Annotated in this window: 14 protein-coding genes and 1 tRNA gene; 12 read left to right on the top strand and 3 right to left on the bottom strand. The window is 49.1% G+C overall.

The window, feature by feature from the left end; genetic code table 11:
- Positions 1–18 precede the first annotated feature (18 nt).
- On the top strand, positions 19–1,044 hold the full coding sequence (locus BN2373_RS01360; protein ID WP_053942396.1) for a glycosyltransferase family 2 protein: 1,026 nt from the start codon (positions 19–21) through the stop codon (positions 1,042–1,044).
- 65 nt (positions 1,045–1,109) lie between these two features.
- A tRNA-Pro gene (locus BN2373_RS01355) sits at positions 1,110–1,183 on the top strand.
- Between the two features lie 392 nt (positions 1,184–1,575).
- On the opposite strand, the gene BN2373_RS01350 is transcribed toward BN2373_RS01355, so the two are convergent.
- Both BN2373_RS01350 and BN2373_RS01345 read right to left on the bottom strand, forming a co-directional pair.
- Positions 1,576–1,917 (bottom strand): hypothetical protein, encoded by a 342-nt coding sequence (locus BN2373_RS01350; RefSeq protein ID WP_053942395.1) that lies wholly within the window; start codon positions 1,915–1,917, stop codon positions 1,576–1,578.
- 117 nt (positions 1,918–2,034) lie between these two features.
- Positions 2,035–2,379: a rhodanese-like domain-containing protein gene (locus BN2373_RS01345; RefSeq protein ID WP_053942394.1), complete on the bottom strand. Its 345-nt coding sequence runs from the start codon at positions 2,377–2,379 to the stop codon at positions 2,035–2,037.
- Positions 2,380–2,521: 142 nt separating this feature from the next.
- Here BN2373_RS01345 and BN2373_RS01340 point away from each other — a divergent pair, with 142 nt between their 5' ends.
- Positions 2,522–2,950 (top strand): PaaI family thioesterase, encoded by a 429-nt coding sequence (locus BN2373_RS01340; protein ID WP_053942393.1) that lies wholly within the window; start codon positions 2,522–2,524, stop codon positions 2,948–2,950.
- 41 nt (positions 2,951–2,991) lie between these two features.
- Here the strand turns inward: BN2373_RS01340 and BN2373_RS01335 are convergent, their stop codons facing one another.
- Positions 2,992–4,383, bottom strand: a complete 1,392-nt coding sequence (locus BN2373_RS01335) for an MATE family efflux transporter (protein WP_053942392.1) — start codon at positions 4,381–4,383, stop codon at positions 2,992–2,994.
- A 190-nt stretch (positions 4,384–4,573) separates the two neighbouring features.
- On the opposite strand from BN2373_RS01335, the gene rpmG reads away from it, so the two are divergent.
- The 9 genes from rpmG to BN2373_RS01290 all read left to right on the top strand — a co-directional run bounded on the left by rpmG (position 4,574) and on the right by BN2373_RS01290 (position 11,821).
- Positions 4,574–4,723 carry a 50S ribosomal protein L33 gene (gene rpmG, locus BN2373_RS01330; protein WP_019134789.1) on the top strand — a complete coding sequence of 50 codons (150 nt, stop codon included), beginning with the start codon at positions 4,574–4,576 and terminating at the stop codon, positions 4,721–4,723.
- Positions 4,724–4,734: 11 nt separating this feature from the next.
- The gene (gene secE, locus BN2373_RS01325; protein ID WP_053942391.1) at positions 4,735–4,920 is read left to right on the top strand and encodes a preprotein translocase subunit SecE; all 186 of its coding nucleotides are present in this window, start codon (positions 4,735–4,737) and stop codon (positions 4,918–4,920) included.
- A gap of 18 nt (positions 4,921–4,938) precedes the next feature.
- On the top strand, positions 4,939–5,547 hold the full coding sequence (nusG, locus tag BN2373_RS01320) for a transcription termination/antitermination protein NusG (protein WP_053942390.1): 609 nt from the start codon (positions 4,939–4,941) through the stop codon (positions 5,545–5,547).
- Between the two features lie 156 nt (positions 5,548–5,703).
- Entirely contained in the window at positions 5,704–6,129 is a 426-nt protein-coding gene (gene rplK / locus BN2373_RS01315) for a 50S ribosomal protein L11 (protein ID WP_053942389.1), read from the top strand.
- 41 nt (positions 6,130–6,170) lie between these two features.
- Positions 6,171–6,878, top strand: coding sequence for a 50S ribosomal protein L1 (gene rplA / locus BN2373_RS01310; protein WP_053942388.1), 708 nt, complete (start codon positions 6,171–6,173; stop codon positions 6,876–6,878).
- A 169-nt stretch (positions 6,879–7,047) separates the two neighbouring features.
- A complete protein-coding gene (locus tag BN2373_RS01305; RefSeq protein WP_053942387.1) occupies positions 7,048–8,808 on the top strand; it encodes a DUF6359 domain-containing protein in 1,761 nt (586 codons plus the stop codon).
- The gene (locus BN2373_RS01300; RefSeq protein ID WP_053942386.1) at positions 8,805–9,626 is read left to right on the top strand and encodes a hypothetical protein; all 822 of its coding nucleotides are present in this window, start codon (positions 8,805–8,807) and stop codon (positions 9,624–9,626) included. Before BN2373_RS01305 ends, BN2373_RS01300 begins: the two co-directional genes overlap by 4 nt.
- Before the next feature lie 141 nt (positions 9,627–9,767).
- Complete coding sequence (locus tag BN2373_RS01295; protein WP_053942385.1) at positions 9,768–10,745, top strand: ABC transporter ATP-binding protein; 978 nt, start codon at positions 9,768–9,770, stop codon at positions 10,743–10,745.
- Positions 10,742–11,821 carry an ABC transporter substrate-binding protein gene (locus tag BN2373_RS01290; protein WP_053942384.1) on the top strand — a complete coding sequence of 360 codons (1,080 nt, stop codon included), beginning with the start codon at positions 10,742–10,744 and terminating at the stop codon, positions 11,819–11,821. Before BN2373_RS01295 ends, BN2373_RS01290 begins: the two co-directional genes overlap by 4 nt.
- Positions 11,822–11,827: the final 6 nt, after the last annotated feature.

Genomic DNA, 11,827 nt, shown 5'->3' with positions numbered 1-11,827 from the left:
GAATGAAAGGAAGTATTCATGGACCCCATTGACCAAAACCGGACTCCCCGGATCCCGGGGAGCAAAGGGGAGGGAAGGCCCATCCTCTGGGTGGTCATCCCCTGCTATAACGAAGAAAAAGTTCTTCCTCTGACGGCCCCCCTCTTTCGAGACCAGGTCCGGTCCATGGTGGATGCCGGAAAAATCTCATCCCGGTCCCGGATCCTTTTTGTGAACGATGGGTCCAAGGACAGGACCTGGGAAATCATCAAGGAGCTGGCGGAAGAGGATGAGGTCTTTATCGGCATGAGCCAGTCTCGCAACCGGGGCCACCAAAACGCCGTTCTGGCCGGCCTCATGGAGGCCAAGGGCAAGGTGGACATCACCATATCCATCGACTGTGATGGCCAGGATGACATCAGTGCCATGGATGCCATGGTGGACAAGTACCTGGCCGGAGCGGAGATTGTCTATGGCGTTCGGTCGGACCGAGCCAGCGACTCCTTCTTCAAACGCTTCTCCGCCGAATCTTTTTATAAACTTCTGGCCTCCATGGGAGTGGAGGCGGTCTACAACCACGCCGACTACCGGCTCATCTCTGACCGGGTTCTCCAGGAATTTGCCGACTTCAAAGAAGTTAACCTCTTCCTCCGGGGTATGATCCCCCTGGTGGGCTTCCCCTCTGATAAGGTCTTCTACAAGCGGGAGGAGCGGATGGCCGGGGAGTCCCACTACCCCCTGTCCAAGATGTTGGCCCTGGCCTTCAACGGGATCACCTCCCTTTCCGTCCAGCCCATTCGCTGGATCACCATCCTGGGCTTTATCATGTCCTTTTTTGGCTTCCTGGCCTGCCTCTGGGCCTTTTTCAAGGGCCTCTCCGGTTCCACCGTATCCGGCTGGGCTTCCGTCATCTGTATCCTCTCCTTTCTGGCCGGCATCCAGCTCTTTTCCCTGGGGGTCATCGGGACCTACATCGGAAAGATCTACCTGGAATCCAAGCACCGCCCTCGCTACATCATCTCCGAGCGGACTTGGGTTCCGGAAAAGCGAAAGTATAAGGGCTAAATTTTGATGGAAGGCCATTCCTGTGGTATAATCTTTAAGTCACCAAACGGATTCGGTGACTTTTTCGGGGTGTAGCGCAGCTCGGTAGCGCGCCTGCTTCGGGAGCAGGAGGCCGAAGGTTCGAATCCTTTCACTCCGATAATAAAGAAACGGCTTGAAATAAAGGCTTTCAGGCCGTTTTTGTTTCCTCTGAGTTATAGACATTTTAGGTTTTGCCCCCAATTTTGCCCCCAATTTTTTTCTAGATTATTTTGGCCATCATTTCTATGGCCGCTTCCCTCATGGTATCATTAATACCTTCATATTTTTATTAAAAAAAAAATATGGAAGCTTTTTAAGTTATGTAAGTTAACTTTTATCCACTCTTCTGGAAATACATATTTACAATCGTATTAAATATTTCTATTGTGAAAAGTATATACTTATATTGTCATAACAACCAGAAATTTACTGGATGTAAAGAAATAATTCGAAAAGTGTAAAAGGGTTTTTATTTTGAATTGGTTATTCAAAACATGAACTATTTTTGGATCATTTCGTTAACAAATGGGTCAACACTCCAGCTAAAATCATTGTAATGAACCCAAATAGCCATTTTATTAAGGGCAATCCATACAGATGAAGCAATACTTTATTTCTTGAATATTTTTTTCCGCGTTCTGTAAGTTCTGCTAGCCAAGGGATATTATCCGCCCATAAAGAGATCATTAGAAGTTCTAACTTTTCTAATTCAGATATTGCATCACGCAGATGCTGATCATCTTCATACGCCAGCCCCTGGAAACGGTGAAACCAGTATTGATGTGCCTCATCTCCTGAAAGAGAGTTCATCTTTTGTAAATCAATAATTAAATTTTCTTCTAACTCATTCATATATTTTCTCCATAAAAGAACGTATTTTGAGATTATAGCATAGTATTCTTTATCCCTCCGCTATTATTAGTATTGAGGTATATACTATGGGAAGATGATAGTTAAGGGAATCACATTTTATAATTCCCTTAATAACTCCCCCTTATAATCCAAAATACCCCCCACATTATGGACCTCAGTAAAGCCGAGCTTTTCCAAATCCTTTTTGGCGAGTCCGGCCCGGTGGCCCGACCGACAATAGACAAAGAGGGGCTTATCTTGAGGAAGCTCCTCTTTGGCCCTTTGCGGGATTTGGTCATGTGGAATATGAAGAGCACCGGGAAGGTGGCCCTCGTTCCATTCTTCATCACTGCGAACGTCGAGGAGGATGGCGGAATCGGGCTGGTCACGGAGGATTTGAGCGGCCTCCATGAGGCATAAATCATCTGTACTCTTCTTTAAGAAATGACGAAAGATGGTCATATAATCTCCTTTCAAATAGAGAGAATAATTAAATTTTTTGCTTATTTCTTCAGCGAGCCCTGTCTTATATTATATAACCCCTCCCCCCATAAGGGTATATTCATATTGTTTGTTTCCTATTTCAATTCAGAAAGGACATCTTATGATTAAAGAAGAAAACTTGCGTTTCCGGATCAACCATAACAACTTCGGCCTCCACATCGGGGTCGAGTGCGAGGAGGTGGGCGAGGGCTATGCCGAGGCCTCCATGAAGATCGGGGAGGACCTGACCAATCCCTACCGGATCGCCCAGGGAGGATCCCTGGTATCTCTGGCGGATGCCACTATGGCCCTGGCCCTGGTTTATTTGGATGAGGCGGTGACTACCATTGATATTTCTTACCACTTCATGGACTCCATTAAAGAAGGAGGAACCGCTTATTGTCAGGCGGAGGTAGTCAATGAGGGGAAGAGGATTGTGACCTTGAAGGCCGAGGTGAGTGACGGGGAGAAGGTTCTGGGGATTTCCACAGCTACCTACTACCGCTTGGGCCGTCCTATGCTGCCGGAAGGTTGGGAAGAAGAAAAATAAAAAATCCCCGGAGGTCCGGGGATGGGGAAAGACGGGGATAATCAGACGCGGTTGAGTCTCCAGGTGGGCTGGTTGTAATAATAGAGGGTGATGAGGAGGTCTGCTGTGTCCGCAAAGAGGTAGGAGGTCCAAAAGATGAGAATGGGGACATGGAGGACGTAAATCATGACCAGAACCACGGGAAGGTGGACCAGCCAGGTGGAGCCAATGGTGGAGATGAGTTTAGGCCGGTTATAACCGGATCCGGAAAAGACCACTTTGTGACCGAAGCAGTAGGCCAGGATAGGGAGGTCCACCGCCATAATCCACAGCATGGGGATGCCATTATCCACAATCATGGGATCCTGGGAGAAGAGGGACATGATGGGCCGGGCAAAGATGGCGATGAGGAGGGAAAGGGAGCCGACGATGATGACATTGACCAGGGCCCCGACCTTGGTAACCAGCTCGGCTTCCTTGATCCGGTTTTCGCCCAGAGCGGCACCGACAAGAGTGGATCCCGCCATGGTCAGGCCGAAGATGGGCATGAGAGCGAAGCCATTGAGCTTGCCATTGATGCCGGCCAGGGCGATGGCGGTGGTTCCGTAGACCGCGACAAATTTGACCATAGCGGCATTGAAGAACTGGCGGATAAAGAACTGGACACCGGAGGGAATTCCAATGAAAAGGAGCTTCTTGTCAATCTCCTTGTCCAGACGGAAGAGGCCGGGGATAGAAATCCGGACCTTTCTGCAGCCGGTCGCCAGGATGGTAAAACCATAAATGAAGGCAGCGGCGGAGGCCAGGATGGTCGCCCATGCAGCACCGAGGACACCCAAACCGGCACCAGGGATGCCCAGGAAGGGGACGGTATCAAACATGAGGATGGGGTCCAGGATGAGGTTGAGGACGGCGGAAATCAGCATAATCTTCATGGGCGTGATGGAGTCCTGGGTGCAGCGGAAGATGGTGTTGACGGAGTATAGGGCAAAAAGAACCGGGATAAAGAAGATCCGGATATAGCCGTAGGACAGGGCTTCGGAGATAACCTTGGCATCATCGGTATAGAAAGCCATGACGGGGCGGATAAAGAGGAGCAGGAGGGCCATGGAGATGAAAGCGAGGACAATCTTAAAGGAGATGGTTTGTTCAGCGACCCTTTGGGTGGTTTCTTTATCACCCCTCCCGTAATATTGGGAGATCAGGGAGATGGAAGCATCGCCGGCCACTTCGTTGAGAACAGTAAATAGCATATAGAGGGTGGAAAAGATGGTGACACCGGAGAGGGCTTCCGGCGAAATCTGTCCGACCCAGGCCATGTCGACAATATCATAGAAGGATTCTAAGCCAAAGGAGATCATCGTAGGGTAAGAGAGGGACCATAGTCTTTTGGCAATTTCTTTTTTCTCGGTAGGCAGAGCGGGTTTTGCTTTTGGATGCGAAAGACGAATCATGGAACCTCCTTACTCGATAAGATCATGGATAGAAACACAGTATACAAAGGGTAATGATACCCAATCTTTTGGAATTTTGCAATTGCTTAGGACTTGTGATATTATATCTCGATGTATCGGTCTACATAGGCCTTTCTTTAGTGTGCGAAAAAAGGCTGCCGATAACTTTTGGGAGTAGGAGGGAGTATATATGGCAGACAAGGTTAAATTAGCTTGTACTGAATGCAAGAACAGAAACTACGATACCACCAAAAACAAGAAGAACACGACGGACCGCCTCGAACTGCGTAAGTATTGCCCGGTTTGCAAAAAACACACCTTGCATCGGGAAACCAAGTAAGGAGTTTTCACATGGCAGCTAAGAAGCAAAGCTCAAGATTACAGGGAGCAAAGGCAGAATATCGCAAGATTCAGTGGCCCAGTAAACAGGAAACTATCCAGTACACCACAGTGTCCTTGGTTATCGCACTCGCCGTGGCACTTTTCTGTTGGGTACTTGATTTGGCCTTTGGAGGGATTATCGGTCTTGTTCTTTAATCCGATGGAGGGAATGGAATGACACAATCCAAAAACGACTTACCGGAAGATGTAGAACTTTTCGAAGATCCCCAAGATCAAGAAGACCAAGAAACCGTGTCTGATGCTGAACAGGAAGCCAAGTGGTATGTCATTCATACCTACTCCGGCTATGAAAACAAGGTACAGACCAAAATTCAGATGATCATTGAGAACCAGAATAAGGAGACGATTTTTGATGTCCGCGTTCCCACGGAAAAAGTAGTGGAGAACAAGAATGGAGAGCGGGTAGTCAAGGAGAGGAAAATGCTCCCCGGCTATGTGATCGTAAAAATGATCATTACTCCGCAGTCCTGGTACCTGGTTCGGAATACCCAAGGGGTGACGGGCTTTGTCGGCTCGGCCAATGATCCGGTTCCACTTACGCCTGCTGAAATTGCTCGATTCGGTGTTCGCGAGCAGATTCGCCACCGGACAATTGAAGTGGAAGCGGGAGACAAGGTACAGATCATCTATGGCCCCTTCGCCGGTTTTATGGCCGAAGTGGAGGAGGTCATTCAGGAGAAGGAAGTGGTCAAGGGCTTGATCAATATGTTTGGTCGGGAAACCTCGGTTGAACTTTCCTTTGATGACATTGAAGTTGAGTAAGCAGGCTTTTCACATCCTACCCATTGAATAAGGGGAGGATGAGGAAACAATCCGAAGTAGATCGAGAGAACAATGTTCTCGCAAGAATCGAGAGATGGCGTGGAAGGGGGGCGCTTACCCCGTACTAACCACGACCACAATCCTTAGGAGGATATGATGGCTAAAAAAGTAAGTGCAATTGTTAAGCTGCAAATTCCTGCCGGCCAGGCTTCGCCAGCACCCCCAGTGGGTACGGCCTTAGGTCCTCACGGCGTAAATATCATGGAATTTGTTAAGGCATTCAATGCGAAAACAGCAGACCAGAATGGAATGATCATCCCTGTCGAGATGACCATCTTCCAAGACCGGTCTTTCACCTTTATTACGAAAACCCCTCCGGCACCGATCCTGATTAAAAAGGAATTGGGCATGGACAAGGCATCCGGCGAGCCGAACAAAAATAAGGTTGGCCAGCTGACCAAGGAACAAGTGAAGAAGATTGCCGAGATCAAGAAGCCGGACATCAATGCAGGCTCTCTGGAAGCTGCTATGAGTATGATTGCCGGAACCGCACGTTCCATGGGCATTACAGTCGAAGAATAACCAGTGGGAGGAATTTCCGCTCGTACCACAAGGAGGAATCTATGCCTAAAAGAGGAAAAAAATATCAGGAAGTTGCCAAGCTCATTGATAAGAACCAGGCCTATAACCTGACCGAGGCGGCTTCTTTATTAAAGAAAACCGCTACAGCCAAGTTTGATGAAACCATAGAGCTTCATGCCCGTCTGGGTGTTGACTCCCGCCATGCTGACCAGCAGGTTCGTGGGACGGTCATCCTTCCCAACGGAACCGGCCAGAATGTCCGGGTTGCCGTCTTTGCTAAAGGTGCAAAGGCTCAGGAAGCCCTGGATGCCGGTGCGGATTTTGCCGGCGAAGAACTGGCCGACAAGGTTCAGAACGAAAACTGGCTGGACTTTGATGTTGCCATTGCTACTCCCGATATGATGGGTGTGGTTGGTAAGATGGGTCGTGTTTTGGGTCCCCGTGGCCTCATGCCCAACCCTAAAGCCGGTACCGTGACCATGGATGTGGCCCAGGCCGTCAAAGACGCCAAGGCCGGTAAGGTCGAATATCGGACCGACAAGCAGAACATTGTCCACGTTTTGGTCGGTAAGGCTTCTTTCAGTGAAGAAGCCATTGCCGGAAATATTGAAGCCCTCATGGCTGCCTTAGTCAAGGCTAAACCGTCTTCTTCCAAGGGTAAATACCTCAAGTCGGTTACCGTCGCCTGCACCATGGGCCCCGGAATCCCACTTGAAACAGCTCCCCTCATGGAGTTGGGGAAGAAATAACAACATATCAAATATTCAAGAGAAGGTCTCGGATCTACGCCGGGACCTCTTTTTTTATCTTTAACCTTCTTTTTACTTTCTGTTAAAATTGCCCTTAAAACTCTTCGATATGCTTTCCTTGTATGTTTATGAATGGAATGAGGAAAGAGAAAAGATTGAGGAGGAGAGCATGAACGGTTCAAAGGTCCTGAAGTTTAGCCGACGTCTGCTTGCTTTATTCTGCGCTTTCGCCCTTCTTTTGACTTCGGTCGATGGAAGAATCTATGCCAGTGATCCAGCAGAAAAAGATAGCTCATCGGTGGAGGAAGTTGCCAACAAGTCCTTAAGCGTTGTAGAGGCGAAGAAAATTGAAAACAACAAAGAGTGCACGGTAGAGGGATATATCGTTGGGAGCCTGAAGTCCGGCAATTTGATTGATCCCTCAGCTAGCCAATCGGTTTTCAATCTTGCCTTGGCAGATGCCAGAAATGAAAAGAATCCGGATAAAATCATGCCCATTTACCTGGCGGATTCAGACTTTATGAAGATCCTGAATGTAAAAGATCATCCCGAGAACCTGGGAAAACGAATCAAGTTAACGGGAAAGCGCCAGCCGTATTTTAATCAACCGGGTTTGATTTTAATTACAGCTTATGAGTTTGTTAATGATCCGGCTCCGGACAATAGCAAGAAGAAGGTGACGTATAAGTATTGGGGACAGACAACAACGGAAGATGTGGAGAAAGGATCCAAGCCGACCTCTGTTCCTGCCGCGAAGAATCCGCATAAGGTTACTCAATCCACATGGTCGACGATCGTAGGATGGCATGTGGAAGGCAGTAATGAGAAAGTGGATCCTGCCCAAACCGCCATCAATCAGGATACTGTTTTTGTTGCTGAAATCGTCAATAAGGATGAGCTTCGTGTTATCAATCAATCCTATTTCCGCAGTGGAATGGCCCAGTATACGGGGTTAGTGAATCCGGAAATTTATGAGGGATTTGCTGAAAAGGTAACGAGTGCATTACAGTCCACGACGATGAGCCAAGCGCAAGTGGATGATTTGGTAAAGGAATTTCGGGCTCTCCAAGAACAAGAGATTTTAGGGAATAATATCAGAATTGACCTGGTCGATGAGAACAAGAAGGTTATCCATGATAAAGCTACTGTGGAAATTCGCCAAGGGGATAAGCTGATTGATACCCTTGAAATCACCAATGGGTCAATGACGACTCAAAAGAAGTATCCCAATGGAGAGTACACCTTAACCGAAACAAAAGCTCCGGCGGGTTATTCGTTCGATCAAAATGAATCGGTCACCATCGACGTGAGCGGTGCTTTAGCCTACCAGCAAGCGCCAAGCGTGTGCTTGATCCATGCCGGTCAAACGATGGCGACCTTCTCTTACGAAAATCCACCCGAGGGGATGAAGGCTCCCGCCGACATGACCCCTGAGAACGGTAAGGTCATCCTGCCTGAGCCGGAAGCCAGTAGCGATCCGGCCAAATCCTTCCTCTTCTGGAAAGATCCTGCAGGGAACACCTTCCAACCAGGAGCGGAAGTGGAAGTGAAGGAGACCACTAATTATGTAGGCGTTTGGGGGAAAAACTACTGGAAGATCCGCTTGGATGTCCGCTATGCCAATGGGGAAAGAATCACGGATAAGGAGATTGAAGACCTGGGCCTGACCTTTAAGGTGGTTGGTTCCGACGGAGTCGCCCATGATCCTTGGGAGATTAAATCTTCTTTGGACACAGTTACCTTCTTCAAGGATGCTGATGGTCGCTACTACTTCATCCGAGGAGACTACAAGATTATCGTCGATGATTCCAAGAGCGATTATGAGGTGAAAGAACAGTTACCTTCTTCAAGGATGCTGATGGTCGCTACTACTTCATCCGAGGAGACTACAAGATTATCGTCGATGATTCCAAGAGCGATTATGAGGTGAAAGAAGCTCTCTTTGAAGAGAAGCCCTTTGACCTGAAGAAAGATCTTGTCTCTGTTCCTGGAAAAGATTCGTTAACGGATACTTCAACCCAAGCTTTGGAAGTTCGCATTCAAAAGAAGGATCTTGCATCAATTCCTGTTCGTGTTGAAGTTCGTGAAGACGGAAAGCGCGTGGACAGCATCAGCTTCCAGGTTCAGGCAAAGGTGAATGGTGTCTGGACAGAGGTGGAAAATCCCTTCAGTTACAATGACAATAAGCAGGGCGAATTTGAAAATCCTCTGCTTGAAGGTGAGTACCGGCTGAAGGCGCTGGGAGTTCCTGAAGGAAAGAAATTAGTAGTTCAGAGCTCTCCGAACAATATGGCAAAAGAAATTGCTAGTTTGAAAGACACATTTAGTCTCCTTGTTAGCGAAGAAAATAAAGGTAATTTAACTGCAATCTGGGCTATGTTTGACCTGGTAGAAGACGACGAGCCGGACACAGATCCCTCCAAGCCCGGAACAGATCATTCTGAACCGGAAACCGATCCTTCCAAGCCGGGCACAGATCCCACTAAGCCGGGCACAGATCCCTCCAAGCCCGGAACAGATCATTCTCAACCGGGCACCGAATCCTCTAAACCGAGAACGGAGCCTTTGACGAAGCCTGGTATTAATACCTCGGAAACAGATAAGAAGCCGGGAAAGACCACCGCTTCCAAGAATCATGGTTCCGGTTCTCCATCAACCGGTGATTTTAGTCTGATCACGGTTGCCGGACTGGGCCTTCTCGCCGCCTGCGGACTAGTTATTCTGAATAAGAAGAAGGTAGTCCGCTAAGTCGAGATTCATTCCTTCAATTGATGAAATCCCCCTGCTTTATAACAGCGGGGGGGATTTTACTTTTTTTTTACACAGTAGGGCGTTGCAATTAACTTCTTGCTTTTACACTTAATTTTGATTGTAGAAAAGGGGAGTACTATGCAAATCCGATTGAAGGAAATCTCAAAAAGCTTCGGTAAGAAGCAGGTAATCCATCCGACCTCGCTGACCATCAAAGACGGCAGTTTCACCACTCTTCTGGGCCCTTCCGGTTGCGGTAAGACCATGCTCTTGAGGATGATCACCGGACTGGAAAGGCCGGATGACGGTGAGATCTGGTTGGACGATACCTGCGTTTTTTCCAAGCAGGCCAAAATCGACCTGCCACCTGAAAAGCGGAATCTCGGTTTTGTCTTCCAGGACTTTGCTCTTTGGCCGCACATGACAGTGTTTGAAAATGTCGCCTTTGGACTGAGGGCAAGAAAGGACACCAAGGATTTGGAAGAACGTGTCCACAAGTCACTGAGTACCGTCCGCCTTGAGGGCTATGACAAGCGCTACCCCCACCAGCTTTCCGGTGGTCAGCAGCAGCGCGTGGCTTTCGCCCGTGCCATTGCCGTAAGGCCCGGCTGTATCCTCTTTGACGAGCCCCTCTCCGCTCTGGATGCCCTGCTTCGGGAGGAGATGCGCTACGAACTTACGGCCCTCACTTCATCGCTTGGCATCACCTCGGTCTTTGTGACCCACGATCAGACGGAAGCCATGAGCATGAGTGACTACATCGCGGTCTTATCCAGCGGTCATGTGGAGCAGTATGCGGCACCGGAGACCATCTACCACCTGCCTGAAACAGAGTTTGTGGCGAGGTTCGTGGGGAAGTCCAACTGGCTGAACGAGAACCAAATGTTCCGCCCGGAAGCCATCATGTCGACGCCCACCGAAGAGGCCCTCCACTTCAAACTTCCTATTCAGAGCGTCCAGTATCTGGGGAACACCTATGAGGTAACCGTCGCTTATCAATCGGTAATATGGACACTTCACACAAGGCAGAAAGTAGAGCCCGGCGAAGTATTGTCCATTTACATAGATTCCAATCAAGTCATCACTTTAGAAAAGAAAGAGGATTTAACAGCATGAAAAAAACTATCGTATCGTTATTGCTCGCCTTCTGCCTCTGTCTGAGCCTTGCCGCCTGTGGCAACTCGACACCTTCAAAAGAGACAAGCGGCTCTGAAAGTGCCCAATCTCAGGAAGAAACCAGCACATCCGAAAGCACTGAGCCGGCTTCTGAAGAAAGCAAAGCTGGGCTTTCCGGTAAAGTCACTATCTACATGCCCAGCCCCGCCAAATTGGCTGACAAGTTGGCCGCCGCCTTCACCGAGAAGACCGGCGTAGAGGTCGAGCTGTTCCAGGGTACCACCGGTGAAATCTTGGCCCGTCTGGAAGCCGAAAAGGCCAATCCGGTGGCCGATGTGGTCGTCCTGGCCTCTTGGTCCGACGGATTGACTATGAAAGCGGATGGACAGCTGGAAAGCTATAGCCCGGTTGAAAAGGACAAGATCAATGAAGGCTGGATCGACAGCGACAGCACAATCTTCGGCTATAGCGCTTCCGCCGTCGGTGTCATCTACAATACAGAGATCGTTCCTGAACTCAATGCCGACTGGAAAGACCTGGCCGATGCCAAGTATAAAGATATGATCGCTATTCCTGATCCTGAAAAATCCGGTGCCTGCAAGGACTTCCTGGCCGGCCTGGTAACCGGTACGGACGATGGCGAAGCTGTCATGCAGGGATGGGCCGACAATGGCCTGACCGTTCCCGGCGCCAACAAAGCCGCCCTTGAAGCCGTCACCACTGGAGAGAAGGGGATCCTGATCGCCGGCGTTGACTACAATGCTTACTCCTCCATCAATAAGGGTGAGCCTCTGAACATCTACTATCCTGCCTCCGGCACAGTGGTCAACCCCCGTCCGGCCATGATCCTCAAGACGGCCCCCAACATGGACAACGCCAAGGCCTTCGTGGACTTCCTCTTCAGCGATGAAGCGCAGAAGGTGGTTGCCGACGCCTACCTCTTGTCCGGCCGCAAAGATATCACAAGCGACAAGCGCACCAACCTTGCCGACATTCCTCAAATTAAGACCGACTGGTCAAAGATGATGGATGTGGCTTCCGATACTGCAGCCAAGCTCAACAGCATCACGAAATAAGGGAGC

The organism is Kallipyga gabonensis, from assembly GCF_001286805.1.
Classification (GTDB): domain Bacteria; phylum Bacillota; class Clostridia; order Tissierellales; family Peptoniphilaceae; genus Kallipyga; species Kallipyga gabonensis.
Note: the sequence above shows the minus strand (reverse complement) of the source record. Positions and strands in the feature narration are given on the sequence as shown.